Source organism: Pseudoalteromonas sp. CH_XMU1449-3 (assembly GCF_037027245.1).
Taxonomy (GTDB): domain Bacteria; phylum Pseudomonadota; class Gammaproteobacteria; order Enterobacterales; family Alteromonadaceae; genus Pseudoalteromonas; species Pseudoalteromonas shioyasakiensis.
In genome coordinates, this window is the sequence record NZ_JAYMDY010000009.1 from 157,033 (window position 1) to 183,588 (window position 26,556).

Genomic DNA, 26,556 nt, shown 5'->3' on the forward strand with positions numbered 1-26,556 from the left:
GTTAATCATCCTTCAATGGTTTGATCATTCTAATTAAGGTTTTATCTTTATCGATAAAATGATGTTTTAGTGCCCCTAAAGCATGTAAAACAACCACAGCTATTAGCCCATACGCGGCATAAAAGTGAATTTTACCTGCAATATCTTCTTGATTCGCCACCGACTCGGGTAATGCCGGTACAGCAAATAAATTAAATACTTCAATTGCACGGCCATCAGCCGTAGAAATTAAATAGCCAGATGTCACAATGACAATTAAAGCTAAATAAATTAGTTTATGGACTGAGTGTGCAACTCGATTCATTGCTTTTGAACTACCTGCAACAGGCTCAGGTTGGGTGCCTAATAAGCGCCAGCCAAAACGAAACAACAGTAATGCAGCTAAGGTAATGCCCACGCTTTTATGTAAGTCCAAAGAGCCTTTGTACCATGCGTCGTAATAAGTTAGCTCAACCATATACACGCCTAAGCCAAACAAACCAAACACCCCAAGTGCCATTAACCAGTGTACTAAGATGGCCACCCAGCCATAACTTGACTTTGAATTCTTTAACATACTCATTTCCCATGAGAATCGTGAAACTAGATACATCTTAAATGACGGCTTATATAATGAAAATAGCGTAAAACGAACAGCTTCTGTGCGTATATGCACATCTTAGGGGAAAGTGTAAAGTTGTAAGGGGAAAGGAAAAAGAAGGTGCTAGGTGCTAGGTGCTAGGTGCTAGCAGTAGTATGAATCCTCGTTAATAAAAGCGTCTAATTCTTAACGTGATAAATTGTTAGTTTTCTCACAACCGATTAATCGCTCACCCCAATAAACTCAGCCGATTTCAAAAGAAGTAACACCGAAAATACGGTTTAATGGCAAGCTCGGACATTCGCCGGTATACATTCTGGCGGTTTCGAACGACACCTGCATGTTGTATTTCTGTGCTAAAGCAACAGCAGCTTGGTTGATTTCTGGCGTATCAAGGAAAATAGCGTCGGATGCACTCGCCTTAGATTTTAAAGCAAGGAACAAAGATTCAGCCAATTGTGGTGAGTCGGCAAATAAAGGGCCAATTTTAGAGCCGTTCTGACATTTGCGAATTACCCCGTATCCTGCCAATTCCCCATTGCTCATTACGCCCAAAGCGTCGCTCTGGGGTTGGTTTAACCATGCTTTAGTAAAGTTTGCTCTATTAGCAGGGAAAAAAGCCTGTTCGTATGCGTCAATAATTTCGAATGGCACGGCATTAAGATCAACAATATCTGCATTTTTTGGTGACCTACCACCACCTACTCCTGCAAAACGGATATTGCGATAAGCCAGATTAAAACCAGACTTTTTATAGTTTTCTTGCTGTTCCACCACACCATCAAGGCCGATATTCAACCCTTCAAGGCGCTTTAATGCGGCATTCCAGATTTGTATTCCGTAACCTTTGCCACGGAAACCGGGTTTAACAATGTAGAAACCAATAAAGCCAAATACATCGTGGTAATTAATGGCAGAAATTGTAGCGATAGGCTCATCGCCAAGAAAACCAACAAGAAATCCTTCAGGATCAGCAGCAAAATAACACTCTGCATCATTAAGGCCTGGATTCCAGCCTTCTGCTGCAGCCCAATCAATCATGAGCTCGACTTCCATCTTGGTCATGGTTTTGATCGTAAAATGTTTATTTTGCATCTGCTTTCCTTAAAAATTTGAATATAGGTGAAACTTAAAGATACTTGTAAATGATGCTACTTAGAGCATGCCTATTTTTACAAGTGCATACCTAAATATAGACGGCTAACTAATTGGAGCACACTAAAGTTAGCCGCTATAAGAACGTATAAAAGATGCTATTACAATTATATTTTACTTGCTGTTATTTCAATCTTATACACTTCAACACCATCAGTCCCAACCTCAATCGTTGCAGGTTCATTAAGGTTTACCATTAACTTAGGTTCTTGAAATTTATTGTAAGAGCCATTTTCAAATTTATAGAGTGCTGATGTTAGTGTCACAGTTTGCTCGTCCAATGTAGGGGTTACATCAAATTTAAGAATATCATCTGCAGTCACTGTTTGAGTTTTGTCTTCTTCAGTTTTAACAACGTGCGTTTTTATAAGTTGATTATTCAAATAAAGGTTAAGGTCTAATTGCAAATTTTCTGCAGCTGAGGCTCCAAATGCAACGAGAGATAACAGTACCATTCCTAACTTTTTCATTATATTTTCCTTAATAGTAGGCTTACCCCAAAATGGGGAAAGCCAACTTATCAGGTACTGAGACTTGGTGCAATTTTTTAACACTCTGTAAGTTAAGTGTTTTTATTCGCATATGAAGCAAACTTTCGTTACGAGCTACTTCTTGACTGGTGATGACTCAAAGATCTCGTAATGTCGCTCAACACAAGTTGTTACTTTACCCCATAAAGAGTTTTTAACTCTTTGCTGATGATATTCAAATGCCGATTTATCTATAAACTCTTCGTATACATCAAAGCGAAGTGGGTTTTCTGTATGTTCAGTAACACTGAAAGTAATGCAACCAGGCTCTTCTAGGGTAAGACGCCTATGAGTCACCAACTCAGATTTAACGTTCTCTAAGTCAGACTCAGGAACTAAAATAAAACCTTTCAACGTTACTTTTGACATAAATATCCTTTTAGAATGAGTCGAAACATAACGACAAGAACTGAACAGTCGCAAATTGCTGGCGTCCTGATATATTTATCAGGCCCTCAACTAGTAATGACCCAGTTTTAATAATTGATCTACTGCCTTTAAAACTTACCGCTTAAAGCTTAAAACTATTAACTTTCAGCTATTCGCCTTCTTCCACCAAACCAACATAAATCTGGCTATTGGCATCTACCTGAAAGCAGCTGATCAGGTTTTCTTTCACCAGTTCTAACATGGCGATAAAGCTAACTACAACACCGCTTCTGCCCTCTTCAATAGTAAAAAGAGTATGAAAAGGTAATTGTGATTGGGCTTCTGAGAGCTTATCTAAGATTAAGCTCATACGTTCACGGGTCGATAAGGCTTCTGCGGTAATATGATGGTGTTCAAATGTTTTAGCTCGGGCCATAACGTCGCTTAGTGCAACTAACAAGTCTTTCATGTCAACGTCAGGTAACAGTACCTCACGCTCACTCAATTCTGGCACCAGTGCTTCGGCTACAAAGATATCGCGACCTTCGCGAGGGATCTCATCAAGATTTTCTGCGGCTTTTTTAAATTGTTCGTATTCTTGTAAACGTCTTACAAGCTCAGCTCGTGGGTCTTCTTCCTCTTCAAGCTCTTCATGTTTTGGTAGTAATAATCGTGATTTAATTTGTGCTAATAACGCCGCCATCACAAGGTATTCACCAGCCAGTTCAAGTTGAAACTCGCTCATCATTTCAACATAACTAACGTATTGCTCTGTAATACTAAAAATAGAGAGTTCTAGTACATCGAGTTTATGTTTTTTGATTAAATACAGAAGTAAATCGAGAGGACCTTCAAAGGTTTCTAAAATGATCTCTAACGCATCGGGTGGAATATATAAGTCTTCAGGTTTATCGACCACCGCTTTGCCATGCAAAAAAGCCAGTGGCAGCTTTTGCTGTACTGGCTCTTGTAAATTATCTGGCGCGTCAAGCTCAGGGCTAGTCAATGAAGTCTCTACTCAAATGGTTTAGTATCACCACAACCGACACGTAAGATTTCGATATCATCATCCGACAAGTCAATTACTGTGGTTGCCTGTTCAGGAAGATAACCACCATGAATAATTAAATCAACTTGCTTTTCAATGCGATCGCGAATTTCATCAGGATCAGCCTCGGTATATTGCTCACCCGGTAAAATTAAAGAGCACGACATTAACGGCTCACCTAATTCAGCTAATAAAGCACAGGTGATTGGGTGTTCGATAACACGAATACCAATGGTTTTTTTCTTTTCGTTTAATAAACGCTTTGGTACTTCTTTAGTGCCTTTAAAGATGAAAGTATAAGGCCCAGGGGTGTTATTTTTAATTAATCTGAATAACTGATTATCAACACGAGCATAAGTAGATAGCTCTGATAAGTCACGACAGACCAAAGTAAAGTTATGGTGTTTTTCAATACCACGAATACGTTCGATGCGCTCTTTTGCTTGCTTATTACCAATGTTACAGCCAAGTGCATAACCCGAATCGGTTGGGTATACGATAACACCGCCCTGCTTGATAATATCAACCGCTTGGCTGATTAAGCGTGGTTGCGGATTATCTGGATGAATATGAAAAAACTGACTCATTACACGCTCCTATTGCCCTTCCCATGCTTGCCAAACCCCTTGGCAATCTTTTGGTAAGTATAAATTTTTACCTAACTCCAACCAACTGGTCGGAAAATGAAAATCTGACCCTTGTGATGCAAGTAAGCCATATTCACGACTCAGTTCACCTAAAAACTGGCGCTCACTGGGTGCTTGCTGTGGTTGTGCAACTTCCATCGCATCGCCACCTGCGTCTTTAAATTCAATAATTAACTTACGTAGCCATTTGTTAGACATTTGATAACGCCCAGGATGAGCAAGAACGGCAACCCCACCGGCTTGGTGAATGGCAGCAATTGCGGTTTGCATATCACACCAACTACTTGGTACATAGCCTGTTTTTCCTCGCCCTAAGTACTTTTTAAATACCCCAGGAAAGTTTTTAGCAACACCACGCTCAATCAGTGCACGGGCAAAATGCGCCCGTGTGATCTGTGCGTTTTCAGCAAATGTTTTTGCTTGGTCGTAAATGCCTTCAAAACCATTTTTAGCAAGGCGACGACCTATCTCTAAAGCGCGCTCTTCACGCTTGGCTTGTTGCGCCTGTAATAATGACAAAAGTGCGTCATTTTCATCATCAACATTTAAGCCAACAATATGAATTTCAAAGCTTTCCCATTTTGTTGATACTTCAACGCCAGCAATTAATTTAAGCGGTAAATTATCATCTGCAATGACTTGGCGAGCTGGTTTTATTGCACTTAACGTGTCGTGATCGGTAATTGCAAACACATCTATGTTTTTCTCAACCGCGCGATGTAACAATTGCTCGACTGATAGCTGACCATCTGAGTATGTGGTGTGGCTATGTAAATCGTATTTTATCAAAGGGAAAGACTGCTTTACGTAAGTTCTTGAATCAATGGTGTGAGTATAACAAAAATTTAGTGCCAGGGCGTGATTATCTTTTTAGGTTAGACATATACCCACATAAATGGGCAATTACGAGAGGTAAATGCCCAACACGTATTAATATGTAAATTAATGCTTGACAGTATCGGCATAGGTACGCTTTACTGTATGCACTTTCAGACACGTTAAATAAGTAATAACAATGAACAAAACAATTCAAATCACAATTTGGTGGTGGCACTCGTAACTAGCGGGTGACGAATTGTCGTGTCTAACGATTTCAAAACCCGCTCATGTAGCGGGTTTTTTTATATCTAAATTTTAAGGCTTTATAATGAATTACATAGCAACTCTTACACATCATTGGTGGTGGCGCCTGGCTTAGCGGGACGGTAAGGGTCTATCTAATTTATAGGCATCTTTATACGAACCCCGCCAAGCATCGCTTCGCGGGGTTTTGTTTTTTAAAGAGTTTTTGGGAATGAGGGAGAATGAGGTTTGATTTTTAGTCATATAACAACGACACCGGGTGAAGTAACCAGTATCACTCAAGTGCGCGACTACATCAGTAGCCCACTTGCGTTATACAGTTTACTCGATAAGCCTAATTCACTGCTGTTAGAGTCTGCTGAAATTGATTCTAAAGACAGTGTAAAAAGTCTAATTTTGGTTGACTCAGCGCTACGTATTGTTTGCCAAGGCAAACAGGTCACACTCACTGCACAGTCAAATAACGGCAAACAATTACTGCCTTATTTACAAACTCATGTGCAAAATTGCTCTGCTGAGCTTGTAGAAGACACATTAACGTTAACCTACAACGAGGTAGCAAGCGACATTGATGAAGCCAGTAAATTAATAGCAGATAACGCATTTAGTGCGCTACGTAGCTGTATTAATAGTATTAAAAGCACCACAGACAACCCATTTTCTGTGTTCTTAGGCGGTGTGTTTGCCTACGATATGGTTGCTAATTTCGAAACTCTTTCTGATGTGCCTGACGGCGAAAACAGCTGCCCTGATTATGTTTTCTACCTAGCCGAAACGTTAGTTGTCATCGACCATCAAGCAAAAACAACCGAGCTAATTGGCAATGTATTTAACGGCCCTGAAGTTCATGCTAATTGCTTTGAGGTTGGTCAACAGTTAGAGCGTTTAAATGCCGTATGTGACAATGCACAAAGCTACCAAGGGCAAAAGCAAACAGGCTCAAACCCAATTTCTGTCGATGTTAGCGACGAGCAATACTGCGAACACGTCATCAAGTTAAAAAAGAACATCGTTGATGGCGATATTTTCCAAGTTGTTCCATCACGTACTTTTTCTCTCGCCTGCCCAGACTCACTTCATGCTTACAGCCAACTAAAACAACAAAACCCAAGCCCATATATGTTTTACATGCGCGATGAAGAGTTCGTATTATTCGGCGCATCACCCGAGTCAGCCCTCAAATATTGCGCAGAGAGTAAACAAGTTGAGGTATACCCAATTGCTGGTACTCGCCCTCGTGGCAAGTTTGCTAACGGGCAAATTAATCCAGACCTAGACAGCCGCATTGAGCTTGAACTTCGTAACGACCAAAAAGAACGTGCCGAGCACCTGATGTTAGTTGATTTAGCGCGAAATGATGTAGCCCGTATTAGCGTACCAGGCACACGTCACGCTAAAGAGTTATTAAAAGTAGACCGCTACTCACAAGTGATGCACTTAGTTTCACGCGTGGTGGGTACTTTAAAACCTGAACTCGATGCGCTGCATGCTTACCAAGCTTGTATGAATATGGGCACCTTAGTGGGTGCACCTAAAGTACGCGCTGCTGAGTTAGTTCGTCAAACCGAACAAAAACGCCGCGGCAGCTATGGTGGTGCTGTGGGTTATTTAACGGGCGATGGCGCCATGGATAGCTGTATTGTTATTCGCTCTGCCTTTGTTAAAAACGGCACAGCCTACGTGCAAGCAGGTGCAGGTGTGGTGTTTGATTCAGATCCACAATCAGAAGCCAATGAAACCCGCGCTAAAGCACAAGCTGTGATCACGGCGATTCAATCGACTTACGAGGCACAATAATGACGACAACATCAGCCTATAAAATCTACTTTTTAGATAACTTTGATTCATTTAGTTATAACTTAGTCGATGAACTTTCTATGTTAGGGTGCCAGTTAGTGGTATACCGTAATAACATCAGTGCACAAAGCATCTTTGACAAAATGTGCCAAGAGACCGTACCCGTGTTACTAGTGCTTTCACCAGGCCCTGGCGCGCCATCTGATGCGGGTTGTTTAATGGAACTCATTGAACTATGTAAAGGCCGCTTCCCTATGCTGGGTATCTGTTTAGGACAGCAAGCTCTAACACAAAGCTACGGCGGGGTTATTGGTCATGCCGGCGAAACTGTGCATGGCAAGTCATCAATTATTACGTTGACTGAGCACCCAGTATTCGCAGGTATGGGCGATAAAATGCCGGTTGCTCGTTATCATTCATTAATGGCAACTAAAGTCCCTGATGATGTTGAAGTAATTGCTTGTTATGAAAATATTCCAATGGCAATTTACCATCAACAAGATAATGCCCTTGGCTATCAGTTTCATCCTGAGTCAATTTTAACGCCAAATGGCGCATTGCTATTACAGCAAAGCATTGAATTTTTAACCGCACGCGTGCAGTAGAGGAATAACATGGAAGCAACAACTCAAACCCAGTTAAACCAATTATTAGCAAAGCAAGATTTATCATTTTCGCAAGCAACTGAATTGTTTGACGCCATCATGAGTGGCCAGCTTAATGATATTGAATTAACTGCTGCACTTATCGCCCTAAAACTAAAAGGCGAAACAAGTGATGAAATCGCCGGTGCTGCAGCATCAATGCGTGCCAATGCAGTGCCATTTCAAACCAGCAAAACCTTGCTTGCCGATAGCTGTGGTACCGGTGGCGATGGCTCAAACACAATTAATATTAGTACCACGGCTGCTATTGTTGCCGCCGCTGCGGGCATCAATATGGTCAAACATGGTAATCGCAGTGTGTCGAGTAATTCGGGCTCTGCGGATTTACTTAAAGCCTTGGGTATCAATATAGATATGAGCCCTGAGCAAGCTGCCCATTGTTTAGAAAATACCGGCTTTACATTTTTATTTGCGCCGCATTATCACAGTGGTGTACGCCATGCGATGGGTGTGCGTACGGCCCTTAAAAGCCGCACAATTTTTAATATTTTAGGGCCACTGGCCAACCCTGCTGCCCCTGAGGTGCAATTGCTTGGTGTTTATGACCCTTCGCTGTGTTTACCAATGGCCGAAACCTTAAAAACCCTTGGCACAAAACGCGCTATGGTGGTTCACGGTGCAGGCACTGACGAAATTGCCTTGCACGGGCCAACCAAAGTGGTTGAACTTAATAACGGTGAACTGAGCGAATACACGCTAACAGCGAGCGATTTTGGTCTTGCAAACTATTCACTTGAACAATTAGCAGGCCAAGGCCCAGAATATAACGCAAAAGCAAGCTTAGCGATTTTACAAGGTCAAGGTGAAATGGCGCATAACGCAGCCATTATAGCCAATGTTGCCGCCCTTCTTTATTTAACCGATAAAGCAAGTGATTTAAAAGCAGCCGCAGATCAAGTAAGCGAATTATTAGCATCAGGCAAAGCGATGGACACATTGAACGCAATTATTGGGGTAAGTCATGGCTAACGTGTTAGACAAAATTGTTGCCGACAAACGTATTGAATTAGAACAAAGAAAAGCACAGCGCCCGCTTGAATCATTCATTAGCGAGGTTGTGCCAACCAAGCGAGACTTTGAAGGTGCATTAGCAGCAACCGGTACGCAGTTTATTTTAGAATGTAAAAAGGCCTCACCGTCAAAAGGACTTATTCGCGAACCATTCAATTTAGAGGAAATTACATCGGTTTATAAAAAGTACGCAACCTGTATGAGCGTACTAACGGATGAAAAATATTTCCAAGGCAGCTATGAGTACCTTGAGTATGTGCGCAGCCAAGTTGAACAGCCGCTTATTTGTAAAGACTTCTTTATTGATGAGTACCAAGTTTATTTAGCACGCCTTTCTGGTGGTGATGCCATTTTATTAATGCTCTCAGTCCTTGATGACGAGCAATATTTAGCGCTTCATAAGGTGGCTGACTCTTTAAACATGTCGGTGCTCACTGAAGTTAGCAATGAGCAAGAAGTCAGTCGTGCTCTTGCACTTAATGCGAGCCTTATCGGTATTAATAACCGCGACCTTCGTGATTTAAGTACTGACCTTGCAACAACAGAGCGTTTACGTCAGCTTATCCCAAATGACAAAGTGGTGATCTCAGAGTCGGGCATTTATACCCATAAAGATGTAAAACGCCTTGCGCCATTATGCGATGGCTTTTTAATTGGCAGCTCACTGATGGCTGAACGCGACTTAGAAGCCGCGTGTCGTAAAGTGATTTTAGGTGAGAACAAAGTGTGCGGTTTAACCCGTTCACAAGATGCGATGGCAGCCTACGCAAGTGGTGCTGTGTATGGTGGCTTAATTTTTTATCCTAAGTCACCGCGCTATGTTGATATCGACTGTGCCAAGCAAGTTACGCAAAGTGCCCCACTCGCGTATGTAGGTGTGTTTGTTAATGCACCGCTTGAACAAGTGGTCGATTATGCGCAAAGCTTAAAATTAGCGGCCGTGCAATTACATGGCGATGAGAATAGCAAATATATTCAAAGTCTCAGAAAGCAATTACCGCTTGGCTGTGAAATTTGGAAAGCCCAAGCCGTTAAAGGTGAATTACCTAAACCGCTTGAAGGTGTTGATCGCCATTTATACGACACTTACAGCAAAAGCCAAAAAGGCGGTACAGGCGAAGCATTTGATTGGTCTGTGCTTGAGACGGCAACCGTGCCATTTATGTTAGCCGGGGGTTTAAACCCAGAAAATATTCACGCAGCGCTTTATCGCGGTGCTAACGGCCTTGACCTAAATTCTGGCGTTGAAGCGTCAGCGGGTAAAAAGTGCCAAACAAAATTACAAAATGCGTTTTCGCATATCAGAAATTATTGAGGTTAGAATGCAAAATCCAGCTTATTTCGGTGAATTCGGTGGTATGTTTGTACCACAGCTGCTTGTACCAGCACTCAAGCAACTAGAAGCAGAGTTTAATAAATCACAAAACGATCCAGCTTTTCAGGCTGAGTTTGAAAAACTATTAAATGAGTACGCAGGTCGCCCTACACCATTAACACTGACACGTAACTTAGTTAAAAACCCTAAGGTAAAACTGTATTTAAAGCGTGAAGATTTACTGCACGGCGGTGCGCACAAAACCAATCAAGTACTTGGTCAAGCACTCCTTACCAAACGTATGGGTAAAAAAGAAGTCATTGCAGAAACAGGTGCCGGCCAACACGGTGTTGCAACGGCCCTAGCCTGTGCCCTACTTGGCTTAAAATGCCGTATTTACATGGGTGCAAAAGACGTAGAACGTCAGCAACCAAATGTATTTCGTATGAAACTAATGGGCGCAGAGGTTATTCCTGTCACAGCGGGCTCTGGTACCTTAAAAGATGCCGTAAACGAAGCACTGCGTGACTGGTCAGCAAATTACAAAGATGCTCACTACTTACTAGGCACTGCAGCAGGCCCTCACCCATTCCCAACCATGGTACGTGAGTTCCAAAAAATGATTGGTGAAGAAGCAAAACAACAAGTATTGAAAGCAGAAGGTCGCTTACCGGATGCTGTGCTTGCTTGTGTGGGCGGTGGCTCTAACGCTATTGGTATGTTTACAGACTTTATTGATGAACCAAGCGTAAAACTAATTGGTGTAGAGCCTGCAGGTAAAGGCTTAGATACCCACCAGCATGGTGCAACCTTATGTAAAGGCACCAAAGGCATTTTACACGGGACCTATACCTACATTATGCAAGATGATGATGGCCAAATTGAAGAGTCTTACTCTGTATCAGCAGGTCTTGATTACCCAGCTGTTGGCCCACAGCATGCTCACTTGCATGAAACTGGCCGTGCTGAGTACGTAGGTATTACCGATACTGAAGCGCTTGAAGCATTCCAACTACTGGCTAAGAACGAAGGGATCATTCCTGCACTTGAATCAAGCCATGCCCTAGCATATGCCCTTAAATATGCCGAGCAACAAACCGAAGACACTATTTTAGTCGTTAACCTAAGCGGCCGAGGCGATAAAGATTTGGCTCACGTACACAGTGTTTTATCAGAAGGAGGCGCACTATGAGCCAGACTAATCGTTACGGACAACTGTTCGCCACATTAAATGAAACAAACCAAGGTGCTTTTGTACCCTTTGTTACGATTGGCGATCCTAATAAAGCACTGAGCGTAGAAATCATCAAAAGCTTAATTGATGGCGGCGCCGATGCCCTTGAGCTAGGTATTCCATTTTCTGATCCGATTGCAGATGGCCCGGTGATCCAAGCGGCCAACATTCGTGCACTTGATGAAAACATCAATACCCAAGATTGCTTTGATATCATCAAACAAGTGCGCCAGTACAATGCCGATATTCCAATTGGCCTGTTATTGTATTCAAACTTAGTGTTTAAACGTGGCATTGAGAAGTTTTATCAAGATGCTAAAGAAGCCGGTGTCGATTCAATTTTAGTGGCTGACGTGCCGCTACATGAATCAAAGCTATTTCGCCAAACAGCAATGAAAAATGGCATCGACCCAATTTTTATTGCTACACCGAATGCTGATGATGACACTTTACGAGAGTGTGCGTCATATGGCCGTGGTTACACATACCTTCTTTCACGCGCAGGTGTGACAGGCACAGAAACCAAGGCACAAATGCCAGCAGATTCATTAGTTAAAAAACTAAAAGATTACCATGCTGCACCGGCATTATTAGGCTTTGGTGTATCAACACCGGAAGATGTTAAATCAGCACTTGAGTCAGGAGCCGCTGGTGCGATTTCAGGCTCAGCTGTTGTTAAAATTATCGAGGCAAACCTTGATGACCAAGCAGCGATGCTAACTGGTTTAAAAGAATTTGTAGCCAGTATGAAAGCAGCTACAAAGTAAGTTTGTTTTATTACTTCAAAAAGGGCCATAAAGGCCCTTTTTTGTGCTTAACAATTAATGATGGCGGTGCACACCCTCTTTAATCTCTTCTATGAATTTTCGATTAAAGGCCTCTAAGTCGGCTGGGCTTCGGCTTGTGACTATGCCCTCATCTACACACACCTCTTGATCAACCCAATTAGCTCCTGCATTGATCAAATCTGTTTTGATACTTGGGTATGAGGTTACTTTGCGCTCCCGTAGTTTGTTAATTTCGGCTAATAGCCATGGACCGTGGCAAATCGCAGCGATAGGTTTATTTTTACCGGCACTGAAAAAACCATCAACAAAGGCTTTTGCTTCGCTATCTTGACGTAACGTATCTGGGTTGAATAAGCCACCAGGCAGAAGTAACGCGTCATACTCTGCAGAGTCAGCTTCGCTGACTACACGGTCAACACTGACTCGCTCACCCCATTGGTTTTCATCCCATGCTGTGATATCACCACGCTCAAGTGACACAACTTCGACAAGTGCACCAGCTTCTAATAATGCGCTTCGTGGTGACAATAGCTCGCTTTGCTCAAAACCATTGGTTGCAAGAATGGCAATCTTTTTACCATTCAGTTGGCTATTTAAATTTGACATGTTATCTCCTTATTTAGGTAAACCTAAACAATTAATAGCAGACAACATGCCAAACTTAATAGATTGAAAATATTGAATAAATTTCCAGGTGTTCTATTTATGCTCTGTAAATACTACACCCGCTTTGCAAATCCTGCTTATAAACCGTCTTTGAGTGCTTTAGCAGGTTTAAAAACTGGCTTGTTAGCGCCTTCTATTTCAATTTCTTCACCGGTTTGTGGGTTGCGTCCTTTGCGTGCTGGGTAATAACTTAAGGCAAACGTACCAAAGCCATTAATTTGCACTTGGTCGCCCTCAGAAAGAGACTTTTCGATAGCATTTAACATACTGGTTAAGGCAGCTTGTGTGTCTTTTTTTGTTAACTCACTGTGGGCAGCCATTTGCGATACTAACGCGGCTTTATTCATAAAAAGTGCTCCAAAATACGCCGCTTAATCATCTGAGGTTAAGCGGAAAAGATAAGGTAAAACAACCTAAACGCAGGTTTAGGCCAGATTGGCTCGGGAGGCTAAGCTTTCAGGGCTGTTAAGTCAACCTTGTATCTTGCGTGATAACTTGATACAACCCAGTATCTTTTTAAATTAGAGCATTTATAAATTTATGCATGCGATTATTGAATACATCCCGCTGATTCTATTTTTTGCGGTTTTCAAGTTAGTTGATATTTATTGGGCAACAGCCTTGCTGATGCTAACCACCTTAATTCAAGTTGCTTACTGTTATTTTAAAGATGGTAAAGTGCCAACCCGTCACTGGGTGTTTTTTGCTATAGCGGTGGTGTTAGGTACCCTCACCTTAGTGTTCCACGATGAGCAGTTTGTTAAATGGAAAGCCACCATTGTGTATGCCATTTTCAGTGTTACTTTGTTAGTAAGCCGCTATGTACTTGGCAAAAACTTAGTGAAAAAAGCACTTAGCTCGATTTTAGAAAATGCCTCTGAAAGTAAACAAGAAATCAATGTACCTGAAGCCCTTTGGAATAAGCTTAACCTATTTTGGGTTGCCGTGACTGCAGGTATCTCGGCGCTGAATATCTACATTGCCTATAACTTCTCGCTCGATTTTTGGGTTAACTTTAAAGTGTTTGGCTTAATGGGCATTACCTTTGTTTGCGTGTTAGCAACGATCATCACCCTGTTCAAATACTTACCTGAAGATGACGAAGAGAAAGATCCAAAGCAATCTTAATGTCATAAATCTGTCGTCTTAGCTTGTTAGCGTAAACAAAAAACACGCTGAGACGACATTGAACGCTAACCAATACCGCTGGCTTGAATTTACCCTCATATTTGTTTCTTTGCCGCTATTAGGCTTCTTTCTTCGTGCCTACCTCGCTAACTGGCTTATTCCTGCCCTTATTATTTTAATGGCCGTGTGCGGCATGTTGCTTTTATCTGATCCCCATTTTAAACGCTTTCGTTTAACAAGCCTTGGGCAATTTAGTGCGGTAAAACGTCGCTTATTTAGTTTCTTCTTTTTAGGGGCGCTATTCTCTGGAATGTTTTACGGCATCATGAATCAAGAAAATTGGTTTTCACTGCCTCGAAACTCATTTAACGATTGGCTAATGTTGTTATTGCTCTACCCTATCTTATCAGTGATGCCACAAGAGCTTATTTTTAGAACCTATTTTTTCCATCGTTATAAACGCATTATGCCAAGTAAAACAGTGCGTATTATTGTCAGCGCATCAGTGTTTGCGTTGGCGCATATTGTCTATGCGAATGTATTGGCCGTATTGTTGGCATTTTTAGGGGGGCTGTTGTTTTCTTATACGTACGCGCAAAGCCGCTCGACCTTCGTGTGTGTGATTGAACACAGCTTATGGGGACTGTGGATGTTTACCCTTGGCTTGGGTGATGTGCTTGATGCCGGGGCCTTTTAAAATAAAAAGGTAGGTATAAAAAAGCCGCGCAAAGTGCGCGGCTAAGTATTGAACTGGTTTTTAAAATCCGAAAATACTAAATGCAAAAAACTTAGTGGCCACCGTATTTACAAAGATTAGTAATAAAATGGCAGGGATAAACGTTGATAGCGAGAAGTTCACATACTTCTCAGTGAAGCTGCCAATATAACCTTCACAGCCTTGGCTTAGCTCTGCTGATAAGTTCGCTTTTTTCCAACGATACATAACGAATAAACACACCATTAAACCATTAAGCGGTAAAATTGTGTCGTAAAACACATCATAAACAATATCAAATAAGCTCTTATCTGCACCGCCATAGCTAACAAACTTTGTAAGCGAGTCAACCATACCAAATGACATGGTACATAGCACAGTCAATACACCTGTCGATAAAGTTAAGATAGCCAGTGCTTTTTTACGGCTGATACCTTTGCGGTCACTTAGTGTTGCAGTTGGCACCTCTACAATTGATACAAGTGACGTAATTGCAGCAAAAAAGACAAGTAAGAAGAATACAAACGCAACAATTGATGCACCCAGGTAGCCAATATCAGCTTGTAACGCTAATAAAATTTTTGGTAGGTAGACAAAAATCATCGATACTGACGAGTCAGATAAAGTACTTGGGTCAGTATCTGGGTTAAAACTGAAAATAGCTGGAAGCACCATTAGACCAGCAATAAATGCCACCATCGAATCAGTAACTGCAACCATTTTTGCACTACCAACAATGTCATCTTTCTTAGAGATATACGATGCATAGGTCATTAAAATACCCATACCCAGTGACAACGAGAAAAACGCTTGAGCTAATGCACCATTTAATACGCTGGCATCCATTTTTGAAAAGTCAGGCACAACATAGTACTTAACACCGGCCATTGCGTTATCAAGAGTTAGTACGTATACAACCAATGCGGTGAGTAGTACAAATAAAGCTGGCATCATAAACTTAGCCGCTTTTTCAATACCTTCTTTAACACCGCCCACTAAAATCAAGTTAACGATGATGGCAACCACGGCCATATAACCAAACACGGTGTAGCTATTGATAAAAGTGCCAAAGTTATCTGGCTGGGCCAAGGCATCTAGATTACCAAATGCGGTTTGCGATAAATAACCGAAAATCCATACAGTGATCACCATATAAAAAACAGCAATCATAAATGGCGTTAATACGGCTAAAAAGCCGGCAAAGTTCCATTTTGGATCATTGCCCGCTAAAAATTTGTATGAACCAAGTGGATCTTTTTGCGCTTTACGACCCATGGCCATTTCAGCCATCATCACTGGCAAACAGATAAAAATGACAAACAATGCATAGACTAAAAGGAAAGCACCACCGCCGTTTTTTGTGGCTGAAACAGGAAAACCTACTAAGTTTCCTATACCTACAGCAGAACCGGCTGCCGCTAAAATAAAACCGAGGCGGGAGCTAAAATGCTCGCGTTTTTCGCTCATTTAAAAACCTTATTATTATTTTCTCAACCCAGCGACTCTACCAGTGTTACACCGCGTATTTCAAGCTTTATAAGTTAAAGTTATATGGGTTTGTGTAAAGATTATTACGCGAATAATCTCTCGTCTATTGCTAAGAATATGCTACTATTTTTTAAAAATAACATTGAGAACACACCATGCTGTATATGATTTATTCAACTGATGTTGAAAATAGTTTAGAAGCTCGCAAATCTGCACGCCCTGCTCACTTAGCACGCCTTCAAGAATTAGACGATCAAAACCGTTTATTTACGGCAGGCCCATTACCAGCCATTGATAGTGAAGATCCGGCTGACGCTGGTTTTACTGGTTCATTAGTGGTTGCTGAATTTGAGTCATTAGAAGCAGCACGCGAATGGGCTGCAAACGATCCGTATATTGCGGCGGGTGTTTACGACAACTCAATAGTAAAACCATTTAAAAAAGTATTTGGTTAACCTCTGAACTTAACTGAATCAATAATTCAGTGTTTGTTCACGGCTTATTAACTAAGATTTGGCTATTGAATTACAGAATTTAACGTAATTACTTGAATTTTAGTTAATTGGTTAATTAAACTAAATGGGTCTGGTTTAGGAGTTCCCCGTCATGCGCATATTATTAGCCTTCAGTTTTAGTCTTTTATTTGCATTATCAAGCTTTCATGCTGATGCCAATAAGAAACAAGCCCAAGAGGTGACTAAAAAGCAGGCTGTGACGATCGCCAAAAAATCTGAAGACGGCCGAACCCTGAAGATCACAGAGCAAGATAAAGTATTTACCGTAAGAATTTTAAAAACGAACGGCCATGTGGTTGATGTCCATGTGAACAAAAAGACTGGCGAAGTGAAAAAGGATTAAGAATGCGAATTTTAGTTATTGAAGATGATTTACACTTAGCAGATAACCTTCGTAATGCCCTAGAAAAAGAGCGTTACAGCGTTGACCTTTGTCACGATGGTGAAGCTGGTTTATTCCATATTACCGAATACCCGCTAGATATGGCGGTAGTCGATTTAGGCTTACCAAAAGTAGATGGTATTGAATTAATTACCAAAGCACGTGCACAAGGTATTACTATTCCTATTTTGATTTTAACGGCACGTGACCGTTGGCAAGATAAAGTAGAAGGCTTAGATGCAGGTGCGGATGACTACCTAACTAAACCTTTCCACGTTGAAGAACTAATTGCCCGCTGTAATGCACTTATCCGCCGCAGCGCAGGTAAAGCAAACCCAGAAATGACAGCTGGCCCTATTAAAATTCATACACGCTCACAGCAAGTATGGGTAAACGACAAAGAGCTTAGCTTAACGGCATACGAATACAAAGTTTTAGAATACCTAATGGTTAACCCTCAAAAGGTAATTTCTAAATCTGAACTAACAGAGCACATTTACGACCAAGACTTCGACCTTGATTCAAACGTAATCGAAGTTTTCGTGTTGCGTTTACGTAAAAAGCTTGACCCTGATGGTACCCTTAACCCAGTTGAAACATTACGCGGCCGTGGTTATAGGCTAAAAAGTCAGTGGTAGCATCGCAAATACCGCTTAAAGTAAGGCAAGGTTTTATCCTTGTCTTTGTTTTATTAGTCGCCCTACCAATTCTGTTTTTCTCAATTGGTAAGGCTTACTACGCTTCTTTGGTCGAAGCGACCGAAAAAACCCTCGAAGCTCACTTATATTCATTAATCTCTGAAGTTGATTTCACTGAACGCGGCATCGTTATGCCAAGTACTATCTTAACGCCAGAGCTAAACCGACTAAACTCAGACACCTACGCGATGGTTTATCGCGGTGACTTACCGGTTTGGTATTCTGAGTCGGCGACCAATATCAATTTTATTCCTGATAACTTTGAAGCCCCTGCAGGCTCTGCTGATTTTCGCCGTGTTGAATACAACAATACTGTTTACTGGCAATTAACGCTTACTGTTATTTTAGAAAACATTGATCAATCAGAGCATGCACGTTTTATTCTATTAAAGCGTAATGATGCCCTACTGAGGCTGATGGATGGCTTTAAGCAAACACTCGTAAATTGGATGTATGTCATGGGTGTGGCCATTGCTGCGCTAATGGCAATTGGTTTTGTTTGGAGTGCAAGGCCACTGCAACGACTCGATAAAGAAATTAAAGCCATTGAGTCGGGTGATAACCAACAAATTAAAGGTCTTTACCCGGTTGAACTACAAACCATTAAAGCCGATTTAAACTTATTGCTTGAATCGCAGCAGCGCCAAAAAGAGCGTTATCGCGCGTCATTAAGCGACCTTGCTCATGCATTAAAAACGCCTTTGGCAGTGCTTAAATCTAGCCCATTGGCCAATGATGCGGATGCACAAGAGCAGCTAGACCGTATTAATGTGATGATCGAACACCAGTTAAAGCGCGCTGCAACAGGTGCGTCTGATACCTGGAAGAAACAAACCCATATTAAGCCTGTTATAGATTCAATCTTAAGCGCGATGAGCAAGGTTTATCGCGACAAAGATATTATATTTACCTCAGAGGTTAGTGAAAAAGACTATTTCTTAGGTGATAAAACAGATTTGATGGAACTACTTGGTAATTTAATCGATAATGCCTGTAAAGCTTGCCGTTCACAGGTCGATATAAAGGTTAAGCAGAACAAAAAGTTAACGCTCAGTATAAGTGATGATGGCCCAGGTGTACCTGAGCACAAGCGTGAATCATTACTAACTCGCGGTACCAGACTCGATACCTACGAAAGCGGCCATGGTGTCGGCATGGCTATCGTGTCGGATTTAGTCAACTCGTATAATGGCACATTAACCATTAAAGACGCAGAGAAACTAGCCGGTGCTGAGTTTATATTAGAGTTTAATTACCATGATAAAAAATAAAACATCAATACTCGTAAAAGGCAGCTTTTTAGCTTTAATTGCAAGTGCATCGCATGCTCAAGCAGAGCAAACGTGTGAGCTTACTAGCAATAATACCGATGAAACAAAACGCTATATTCAATGTCTTGATCAAGTTATCGCTGATATTCAGCGTGACCAAAAGATGTGGATTAATAAGCTCACTATGGATCTTGAGAAAATCAAAGAAGATACCGGTAACAGCCAATTGCTACCGATTTTTAATCGCAGCATCAAGAACCAAGAGCGTTATTTAGAAGACAGCTGTCGTTGGCGTTATTTACAAAAAATGCCAAATGGTACAAAAGCCGCTATTGCCTACAAGCAATGCGAAATTGAGATCCTAAAAAACCATGTGCAGGTTTTACAGCGACCTCTAAAGTAATAATACCAATCCGCAATAACACTTAATCATTTTGAAAGATAAAAAGGCGCTTAAGCGCCTTTTTTAATCTTCAAGTTTTAGCTCTTCGCCATTGCCAAGCAAGGTAGCAAGCCATCGCCCTTCTTGACTAGTCTCTAAAGCTATTTTAACTATCATGGTCAATGGAACTGATAACAGCATACCCACGGTCCCCATCAGCCAGCCCCAGAAAATCAAGGATAAAAACACCACTAGCGTCGATAAACCCAGCCCTTTACCCATAAAACGCGGCTCGACGATATTACCCATCACCGTGTTTATAACTAAATAGCCACCAGCAATAAACCCTGCAACCAGTGGACCTTGAGTGATCAAAGCGAGCAACACTGGAGGCACAGCGGCAATGATAGAGCCTATATTAGGAATGTAGTTAAGCATAAAGGCCACTACAGCCCAAAGTATAAAATAATCAACATCAAGTGCCCAAAGCATAAAGCCTGCAAGCATACCTGTGCCTAAACTAACCAGCGTTTTAATAGCCAGATAAGAGTTAATTGAATCTAAAAAGCGATCAACCTGCTGCATTTTCATTTCAGGATCATCCAGTGCTAAATGCACTTTTTTGCTCAGCATAGGTCCTTCAAACAACATGAACACCACGGTTAGGATGATCAAAAACAGGTTCGCCATCACGCCACCGAGGCCTGTGAGCATGTTGGTTGCAACATCAATCATTTTGCCCGGATCGAATAAAGAGATGATCTGTTCTTTATCAATCAGAATGTTATAACTCGCTGCGACATTAACCACCCAGACAAACTCTTCTTTTAGTTGTGCTTTGTACTCAGGCAGCTTTTCAGAAAAGTCGGTCATCGATTGCCCAACCAACCCGGCAAGGCTTATCCCTACACCAACAATCATCAACATCACAAACACAACGGCAATCCCTTTAGGGATACCGTATTTGGCAAAGAAACGAATTAAGGGATTACAAATAATGGCAATAAAGGCTGCCAACACAAATGGGATAACAATCACACTTGCAGCTTTAATACCCGCTAAAACAACGACTAAAGCAGCAAATATCACTAAACTTTTATTTACACCAGTCAGGCTCGACAAAATAAAATCCTTGTTAGTTTTTTTATCAGTGTAAGTGAAATACGCCGCAAAAGAAATCACAAAGCAGCTGGCACAATTAATGCTCATTATACGTGCATAATTTGAACAATTTATGATACATATAAGTAAGCGTGCTTTAAAAGGAGCTTTATATGGCACATTTATCCGAACAAGAACTCTCTTTTTTCAACCGTTTATTCGAGGCTGAACGGACTGATAGCGATCCAACCGATACAAAAATGTCTGTTAGGCTTAATTTGCCTGATAAATTAAATGGCTTACTTACCAATGCCAAACTGACACTACTGGCTGAAGTAGGGATTTATCAGTTGTGGTTTCCGCTTGAATTTACCAAGGACGAGAATGGCCAGCTGATCCCTGTACTTAGCGCACCAGAAGTAATAGATACCAAAGGTATCGAACGCAGCTGGCGTACGCCTGATCTCGAAATACACACAGAGCAATTTCAAATATTGTCTTTATCAAGCACAGGCGTGTTACTCAAGCCAAAGCGTCAATCACCCGATCTTAATAAAGAGATACTGTTGGCATTTAATTTACCTAGTGAAGAACACGTTATACTTAGCGTAAAGCCAATACGAACGACCAGCAAAGGAATTGCCGGAAAAATAGTGAAAGTGTGTCAGGGTGAAGATGCACTGCGTAAATACTTATTTGAGACCCATAAGCACCATCATGCAAAGCTGTACGAGCAAGGTAACTTTACTACTGAGCTTATCTAGTTGCAGCAGCTTAACAGCTTAGATAAGCTTGGCGTTTTGCAGCAAGTCACAACAAGGTATTTTATGAGTTACCCTATTGGAACCCCAGGTAAGCCGTGGAACGAAGAAGATAAGAAAGCATGGTTTGAATTACAGTCAGTAAAGCGTAGCTATTTAGATGATGTTGTATCGCAACTAGACTCTTTAGCAAGCGATTTCAGTATTGAGCAATATGGCGCATTAAGTTACGACAGCGACAAATACCCACTTTACATTTTAAAGAGCAAGCAGTGGCAAGCTGATAAACCTGTTGTGCTGGTTACCGGTGGTGTTCATGGTTACGAAACAAGTGGTGTGCATGGTGCTTTAGCGTTCGCTAAGAGAAGTGCCAAAGACTACTTTGCTGATTTTAATATTTTAGTGGCTCCGTGTATCAGCCCATGGGGTTATGAAACGATTAACCGCTGGAATCCAAATGCCACTGATCCAAATCGCTCTTTCTATGCAGATAGCCCAGCTGAAGAGTCTGCAGCAATCATGCAGTATTTAGCCGACAACGCTATTGCACCTTATGTGCATATTGACCTACACGAAACTACAGACACTGATAATAGTGAGTTTCGCCCTGCGCTAGCAGCACGTGATGCAACGACCCACGATAACTGGAACATCCCGGATGGCTTTTACCTTGTTGCTGATAGTGAGCGCCCGCATGATGCATTTCAAACAGCGATTATAAAATCAGTTGAAAAAGTAACCCACATCGCACCAAGTGATGAGAATAACCAGTTGATTGGTGTGCCACAAACTCAATTTGGTGTAATTAATTACCAAGCGAAAAAACTGGGGTTATGTATGGGCTTAACCGATGCAGAATATGTCACAACAACAGAGGTTTACCCTGATAGCCCACAGGCCAATGACGCAATTTGTATTGATGCACAAGTAGCCTCAATTACCGGTGCTTTGAACTATATTGTTAACAAATAGTTAGTTATATTTTAAATCTGGGGTGAATGATTTATCCACCCCAAACCTAAATAACTAGATAAAATTTACACATATACAAATTTAATGAAAAAGTTATGTTTTTTGAAATTTGTATACTAAATAACTAGACACATACATAGAATTGTATAAAATTCGCGCTCTTTTTAATTCAAAAGGGAAGCAAATTGGAATTTAAGAATCACTATGGCAGTGTCAGTATCATCACCGATGGTCCAATTATTATTGGACAATTTTCTGGTAATATTAACGCACGTTTGGTCAATGACTTTGCAGTCGATTTAAAAAAGCATATTTCTGCTTTAGCTGGAAAGCCGTGGGCATATATTAGTCATTCTACCCAATTACTTGCTACCACCCCTGATGCAGAACGTGGTTTTACCCAATTATTTCGTGCCCTGCAAGGCACTAACTGTATAGCCACCGCTTATATGTTTAGCTCGTCTATTGTGCTTAATCAGATGAAACGCATCATTGCGCAAGCGCAATCACCGATTCAAATAATGGACTGTTTATTTGATGATTTAGACAGCGCTAAGGCTTATGTCCTGAAGCAGCTCGAATTTGCAGAAATGGCTTGTTAAAAACAAGCCATTTTCGTTTCTAGAGCCGTGATTGAGGTTAATCTCGGTAAAACTTAGTTTCTTTAGTTATTGCGATATCAGCATCTTCTAATGCTTGAATATGAAAACTGATAGGCGTTACTTTTGATTTCAGCTCGTAGCCATCTGCAACCACAGTGACAGGCACACGCTTCATCTGACCTGCCTCAACAGTTATCGTTTCAGGCACTTGTAAGCTTGCCTCTTCAATACCACTGATGCCGATTGAATAGCTCAAGCTATGCTGTGTTTTGTTGATAATTGATAAGGTATATGGGTTTTCTACTAAGCCTTCAAAATTTACACGGTACAGGGCATTACGGTCACGAATGACAGAAGCCTCAATAGGTGTACGCATTGCCATCCACACAACCATGCCCACGACAAACAGCGCTGTTAAACCACCATAGCCAAGCAGTTTTAACCTAAATGGATTGGTCGTTTTGCCTTCCATTTGTTTTTCAGAGGCGTACTTGATAAGGCCTTTTTGATAGTTGAATTTTTCCATAGTGCTATCGCACGCATCAATACATAAGCCACAGTTTATGCATTCATACTGCAAGCCATTACGAATATCGATACCGGCTGGGCATACTTCAACACATAGGTTACAGTCTACGCAGTCACCTAAGCCTAACTCTTTAGGATCGGCTTTACGCTTACGCGCACCACGAGCCTCCCCTCGCGCTTGATCGTAGGTAACAACTAACGTGTCTTTATCAAACATTACTGATTGAAAACGTGAATAAGGGCATGCGACAGTACACATTTTTTCACGTAAGAATCCCGCATTACCATAGGTACAAAAAGCGAACAGGAATACCCAAAAGCTGACGATCCCAGACATTTCTAAGGTAAATAAGCTCATGTATAGAGACTTAGCAGGGATGAAATAAGCCATAAATGACATAGATGTAAGCAAAGAGATAACCAGCCAAGCTGCATGCTTAGTGATTTTCTTTTGCCATTTACTCACTGACCAATCAGCTTTATCAAGTTTAATACGCTGATTACGGTTACCTTCCACTTTATGTTCGACCCAAGTAAACATCAGCATCCAAATTGTTTGTGGGCAAGTGTAACCACACCAGACACGACCTAACCAGTTAGTGACGAAAAACAAAGCAAACGCCCCTGTCATAAATAACATGGCTAAGATCATAAAATCTTGTGGTAATAGCGTTAAGCCAAATAAAGTAAATTTTTGGCTGGCTACGTCGAGTAATACAGCTTGACGGCCATCATAGGGGATCCACGGAATGGCGATGAACGTCAGCATTAGCACCCAGCCTAAGTAACGGCGGATTCGTTGGAAATACCCCTTTTGCTCACGAATATAAATTGGCCCTTCTTGGTTGTAGGGCTTGATGATTAAGTCTTGCTCTTTAATATCAAATTTCATTTTGCTACTTACTTTTGTGTCGGTAATAGCCTGACAGAGCAACTATCAGGCCAACACAAATTAAAAATAAGTCATTGATATTAAATAATTAAATTTGTATCCAAACGTTCAAAAGCACGATATATCGCGAATACTCGCGATATATCACGAATTAGCGCTTTATTGACAGCTTTTTCATCTTTGATCTCAGGGTACTTTCTGGCAGGCCCAGCAAGGTTGCGGCACCATTTTCACCTGATATTTGCCCGTTACAGCGTTTTAGCACCTCACAAATATGCTGCTTTTGTACAGCATCAAGAGAAACCACCTGCTCATTTGATTGCTCGTTACTCAAAGGTGCAGACAGCTGTAATACAGCTTGCTTAGACAGAATAGCTTCACGTTCTAGGATATTTTGTAGCTCACGAATATTACCAGGCCAATCATAATTAGCTAACTTAGTGAGTGTTGCTTTGCTTAGCCCTTTTAACTGTTTACCTAAGCGCTTGTTTAACTGCGTAATAATATTTGCTGCAAGTAGTGGAATATCTTCCTTGCGTTCACGAAGCGCAGGCACACGAATAGGAAAGACATTTAGGCGATAATACAAGTCCATTCGAAAGCTACCCTGCTCAACCATTTGCCACAAGTTACGGTTTGTTGCAGCTAACACTCGGATATCAACTTTTAAAGTTTGACTGCCCCCGACGCGTTCAAACTCTTGCTCTTGTAGGACACGCAGTAATTTACTTTGCGCCTCTAATGGCAGCTCTGCCACTTCATCTAAAAATAAAGTGCCTTTATCAGCAAGTTCAAAACGCCCTTTTCTGCGTTCATTAGCGCCAGTAAACGCCCCTTTCTCATGACCAAATAACTCAGACTCAATTAAGTTGGCGGAAAACGCCGCGCAGTTTACTTTTATGAAAGGTTGCTCAGCACGATTGCTCAAGCGGTGAAGGTTTCGTGCCACTAGCTCTTTACCCGTGCCGTTTTCACCTAAAATCAAAACCGTACTATTGGTTTGGCTCACCAAAGTAATTTGCTCGAGCATACTTTGAAATGAATGACTTTGCCCAACTAAGCCAGAGTCTTGCCAATCTTCGTTTAACTCTGAAATAAGGTAAGCATTTTCAGCTTGTAGCTGCTCAGATAAGTGCTGAACTTGTGCTAAGGCATCACGTAACGCCACTTCTGTTTGCTGTTGTTTGGATACATCGCGAAAAATCGCGACTGCCCCAATCAAGGCACCATTTTTATAAACTGGCGTTGAAGTATACTCAACAGCAAAATAGCTTCCATCTTTACGCCAGAATACTTCATCGTTTACATGACGGTGTTTGCCATCGAACATTGTGCAATATATTTGGCATTCATCAGCGGGATATGGTGAGCCATCTTTACGAGTGTGATGATGATATTGATGTATTTTTTTACCAAGGAGTTCGCCTGCTTTCCAGCCCGTCATGCGCTCCGCAGCAGGGTTTACAAAAACTGCATTACCCGATAAATCGAAGCCATAAATACCTTCACCTACGGCATTTAGCAGTAATGTGGGGTCGTTTAAAAATTCCTTGATCATAGCCATCACTCAATTCGCGAAATATCACGAGCAATTATGACAAGGTTCAACATGCTTAACAAGCAATTACAAAAAAAGCGGCTAGAAGCCGCTTTAATATATCGAATAGTTTTATAGTGTGGGCACTAATATAATTTCACCCTGAGATACTTTCATATCCAATGGTAGTTTACTCAACAGTGCGACTTTAGGGTCGTTCATATTTAGCTTATAGACAGGGTTAACCGCTAAAAAGCCGTTAATCACTTGCATTGCTTGGTCATCTAATAAGTTTAAGCTACCCTTAAAACCCGCGGTGTCGATTGTTGTATCAACCAGTTTTACATTACGTAAAAAGACCGCTTTTTTCTCGCTGTCATAAAACGGGCTACCTTCAATTTGTAGCTTTAAACGTACTGGATACTTAAGCGCAAACGCTTTGATGACAGCACTAGAATCGGCCCCTAAAACCACCACATCGCGCTTATCTGGGCCAACATTGACACTCAGGTCGTTTACCGCAAAATCAACTGGTAAGCCCATCAGCTTAATCTGTTCACTTAGTTTTGGTAATTGATTAGCAAGGGCTGCTTCAATTTCAGAATTGGTAAACGAGTAAACAGACATCCCTTGATCTGTACTTTTACATGCCCCTAAAAATAAACAGGTAAGTAGTAATAAAATTCTCATTGTTTT

30 protein-coding genes are annotated in these 26,556 nt (G+C 41.3%); 16 read left to right on the forward strand and 14 right to left on the reverse strand.

The window, feature by feature from the left end:
• Position 1 precedes the first annotated feature (1 nt).
• From WA256_RS12990 to rnm, 7 genes are all read right to left on the reverse strand, one after another.
• Positions 2-556: a cytochrome b gene (locus WA256_RS12990; RefSeq protein WP_054552924.1), complete on the reverse strand. Its 555-nt coding sequence runs from the start codon at positions 554-556 to the stop codon at positions 2-4.
• A 267-nt stretch (positions 557-823) separates the two neighbouring features.
• Positions 824-1,675 (reverse strand): GNAT family N-acetyltransferase, encoded by an 852-nt coding sequence (locus WA256_RS12995; RefSeq protein WP_335992031.1) that lies wholly within the window; start codon positions 1,673-1,675, stop codon positions 824-826.
• Between the two features lie 167 nt (positions 1,676-1,842).
• The gene (locus WA256_RS13000; RefSeq protein ID WP_335992033.1) at positions 1,843-2,205 is read right to left on the reverse strand and encodes a hypothetical protein; all 363 of its coding nucleotides are present in this window, start codon (positions 2,203-2,205) and stop codon (positions 1,843-1,845) included.
• Positions 2,206-2,340: 135 nt separating this feature from the next.
• The gene (locus WA256_RS13005) at positions 2,341-2,634 is read right to left on the reverse strand and encodes a putative quinol monooxygenase (RefSeq protein ID WP_063529282.1); all 294 of its coding nucleotides are present in this window, start codon (positions 2,632-2,634) and stop codon (positions 2,341-2,343) included.
• A gap of 169 nt (positions 2,635-2,803) precedes the next feature.
• Positions 2,804-3,640 (reverse strand): segregation and condensation protein A, encoded by an 837-nt coding sequence (locus tag WA256_RS13010; RefSeq protein WP_335992037.1) that lies wholly within the window; start codon positions 3,638-3,640, stop codon positions 2,804-2,806.
• A gap of 8 nt (positions 3,641-3,648) precedes the next feature.
• Positions 3,649-4,269 (reverse strand): L-threonylcarbamoyladenylate synthase, encoded by a 621-nt coding sequence (locus WA256_RS13015; protein ID WP_055021149.1) that lies wholly within the window; start codon positions 4,267-4,269, stop codon positions 3,649-3,651.
• 9 nt (positions 4,270-4,278) lie between these two features.
• Complete coding sequence (rnm, locus tag WA256_RS13020; RefSeq protein WP_062565125.1) at positions 4,279-5,118, reverse strand: RNase RNM; 840 nt, start codon at positions 5,116-5,118, stop codon at positions 4,279-4,281.
• Positions 5,119-5,640: 522 nt separating this feature from the next.
• On the opposite strand from rnm, the gene WA256_RS13025 reads away from it, so the two are divergent.
• The 6 genes from WA256_RS13025 to trpA are packed head-to-tail and all read left to right on the forward strand — an operon-like array spanning position 5,641 to position 12,201.
• Positions 5,641-7,209: an anthranilate synthase component 1 gene (locus WA256_RS13025; protein ID WP_335992046.1), complete on the forward strand. Its 1,569-nt coding sequence runs from the start codon at positions 5,641-5,643 to the stop codon at positions 7,207-7,209.
• A complete protein-coding gene (locus WA256_RS13030) occupies positions 7,209-7,814 on the forward strand; it encodes an aminodeoxychorismate/anthranilate synthase component II (protein ID WP_062565123.1) in 606 nt (201 codons plus the stop codon). Before WA256_RS13025 ends, WA256_RS13030 begins: the two co-directional genes overlap by 1 nt.
• A 9-nt stretch (positions 7,815-7,823) precedes the next feature.
• Positions 7,824-8,843: an anthranilate phosphoribosyltransferase gene (gene trpD / locus WA256_RS13035; protein ID WP_335992051.1), complete on the forward strand. Its 1,020-nt coding sequence runs from the start codon at positions 7,824-7,826 to the stop codon at positions 8,841-8,843.
• Positions 8,836-10,200: a bifunctional indole-3-glycerol-phosphate synthase TrpC/phosphoribosylanthranilate isomerase TrpF gene (trpCF, locus tag WA256_RS13040; protein WP_335992055.1), complete on the forward strand. Its 1,365-nt coding sequence runs from the start codon at positions 8,836-8,838 to the stop codon at positions 10,198-10,200. Before trpD ends, trpCF begins: the two co-directional genes overlap by 8 nt.
• Before the next feature lie 7 nt (positions 10,201-10,207).
• Positions 10,208-11,392, forward strand: coding sequence for a tryptophan synthase subunit beta (gene trpB / locus WA256_RS13045; RefSeq protein ID WP_138619900.1), 1,185 nt, complete (start codon positions 10,208-10,210; stop codon positions 11,390-11,392).
• Positions 11,389-12,201: a tryptophan synthase subunit alpha gene (trpA, locus tag WA256_RS13050; protein WP_055021153.1), complete on the forward strand. Its 813-nt coding sequence runs from the start codon at positions 11,389-11,391 to the stop codon at positions 12,199-12,201. Before trpB ends, trpA begins: the two co-directional genes overlap by 4 nt.
• A 54-nt stretch (positions 12,202-12,255) precedes the next feature.
• Here the strand turns inward: trpA and WA256_RS13055 are convergent, their stop codons facing one another.
• On the reverse strand, positions 12,256-12,828 hold the full coding sequence (locus WA256_RS13055; protein WP_054561226.1) for a type 1 glutamine amidotransferase domain-containing protein: 573 nt from the start codon (positions 12,826-12,828) through the stop codon (positions 12,256-12,258).
• Between the two features lie 137 nt (positions 12,829-12,965).
• A complete protein-coding gene (locus tag WA256_RS13060; RefSeq protein WP_054561225.1) occupies positions 12,966-13,235 on the reverse strand; it encodes an HU family DNA-binding protein in 270 nt (89 codons plus the stop codon).
• A gap of 193 nt (positions 13,236-13,428) precedes the next feature.
• On the opposite strand from WA256_RS13060, the gene WA256_RS13065 reads away from it, so the two are divergent.
• Positions 13,429-14,016, forward strand: a complete 588-nt coding sequence (locus WA256_RS13065; RefSeq protein ID WP_054561224.1) for an inner membrane-spanning protein YciB — start codon at positions 13,429-13,431, stop codon at positions 14,014-14,016.
• Between the two features lie 58 nt (positions 14,017-14,074).
• Entirely contained in the window at positions 14,075-14,713 is a 639-nt protein-coding gene (locus tag WA256_RS13070; RefSeq protein WP_054552911.1) for a CPBP family glutamic-type intramembrane protease, read from the forward strand.
• Positions 14,714-14,773: 60 nt separating this feature from the next.
• Here the strand turns inward: WA256_RS13070 and WA256_RS13075 are convergent, their stop codons facing one another.
• The gene (locus tag WA256_RS13075; protein ID WP_063527282.1) at positions 14,774-16,198 is read right to left on the reverse strand and encodes a sodium-dependent transporter; all 1,425 of its coding nucleotides are present in this window, start codon (positions 16,196-16,198) and stop codon (positions 14,774-14,776) included.
• Positions 16,199-16,374: 176 nt separating this feature from the next.
• On the opposite strand from WA256_RS13075, the gene WA256_RS13080 reads away from it, so the two are divergent.
• From WA256_RS13080 to WA256_RS13100, 5 genes are all read left to right on the forward strand, one after another.
• The gene (locus WA256_RS13080; RefSeq protein WP_335992062.1) at positions 16,375-16,674 is read left to right on the forward strand and encodes a YciI family protein; all 300 of its coding nucleotides are present in this window, start codon (positions 16,375-16,377) and stop codon (positions 16,672-16,674) included.
• Positions 16,675-16,825: 151 nt separating this feature from the next.
• Positions 16,826-17,077 carry a PepSY domain-containing protein gene (locus tag WA256_RS13085; RefSeq protein ID WP_054552908.1) on the forward strand — a complete coding sequence of 84 codons (252 nt, stop codon included), beginning with the start codon at positions 16,826-16,828 and terminating at the stop codon, positions 17,075-17,077.
• A gap of 2 nt (positions 17,078-17,079) precedes the next feature.
• Positions 17,080-17,754 carry a response regulator transcription factor gene (locus WA256_RS13090; RefSeq protein WP_054552907.1) on the forward strand — a complete coding sequence of 225 codons (675 nt, stop codon included), beginning with the start codon at positions 17,080-17,082 and terminating at the stop codon, positions 17,752-17,754.
• Complete coding sequence (locus WA256_RS13095; protein WP_058584761.1) at positions 17,748-19,085, forward strand: ATP-binding protein; 1,338 nt, start codon at positions 17,748-17,750, stop codon at positions 19,083-19,085. Before WA256_RS13090 ends, WA256_RS13095 begins: the two co-directional genes overlap by 7 nt.
• Positions 19,072-19,488, forward strand: a complete 417-nt coding sequence (locus tag WA256_RS13100) for a hypothetical protein (protein WP_269407685.1) — start codon at positions 19,072-19,074, stop codon at positions 19,486-19,488. Before WA256_RS13095 ends, WA256_RS13100 begins: the two co-directional genes overlap by 14 nt.
• Positions 19,489-19,551: 63 nt before the next feature.
• On the opposite strand, the gene WA256_RS13105 is transcribed toward WA256_RS13100, so the two are convergent.
• Entirely contained in the window at positions 19,552-20,589 is a 1,038-nt protein-coding gene (locus WA256_RS13105; protein WP_058584824.1) for an AI-2E family transporter, read from the reverse strand.
• A gap of 152 nt (positions 20,590-20,741) precedes the next feature.
• On the opposite strand from WA256_RS13105, the gene WA256_RS13110 reads away from it, so the two are divergent.
• The 3 genes from WA256_RS13110 (at position 20,742) to WA256_RS13120 (ending at position 22,903) form a co-directional block, all read left to right on the forward strand.
• Entirely contained in the window at positions 20,742-21,332 is a 591-nt protein-coding gene (locus WA256_RS13110) for a hypothetical protein (protein WP_058584759.1), read from the forward strand.
• A gap of 63 nt (positions 21,333-21,395) precedes the next feature.
• The gene (locus tag WA256_RS13115) at positions 21,396-22,301 is read left to right on the forward strand and encodes a M14 family metallopeptidase (RefSeq protein WP_062565364.1); all 906 of its coding nucleotides are present in this window, start codon (positions 21,396-21,398) and stop codon (positions 22,299-22,301) included.
• 185 nt (positions 22,302-22,486) lie between these two features.
• Entirely contained in the window at positions 22,487-22,903 is a 417-nt protein-coding gene (locus tag WA256_RS13120) for a hypothetical protein (RefSeq protein WP_175080755.1), read from the forward strand.
• 37 nt (positions 22,904-22,940) lie between these two features.
• On the opposite strand, the gene ccoG is transcribed toward WA256_RS13120, so the two are convergent.
• The 3 genes from ccoG to WA256_RS13135 all read right to left on the reverse strand — a co-directional run bounded on the left by ccoG (position 22,941) and on the right by WA256_RS13135 (position 26,550).
• Positions 22,941-24,323, reverse strand: coding sequence for a cytochrome c oxidase accessory protein CcoG (gene ccoG, locus WA256_RS13125; protein ID WP_335992081.1), 1,383 nt, complete (start codon positions 24,321-24,323; stop codon positions 22,941-22,943).
• A gap of 151 nt (positions 24,324-24,474) precedes the next feature.
• On the reverse strand, positions 24,475-25,881 hold the full coding sequence (locus WA256_RS13130) for a sigma-54 interaction domain-containing protein (protein WP_335992085.1): 1,407 nt from the start codon (positions 25,879-25,881) through the stop codon (positions 24,475-24,477).
• 111 nt (positions 25,882-25,992) lie between these two features.
• Complete coding sequence (locus WA256_RS13135; protein WP_054561215.1) at positions 25,993-26,550, reverse strand: DUF1439 domain-containing protein; 558 nt, start codon at positions 26,548-26,550, stop codon at positions 25,993-25,995.
• Between the last annotated feature and the right edge of the window lie 6 nt (positions 26,551-26,556).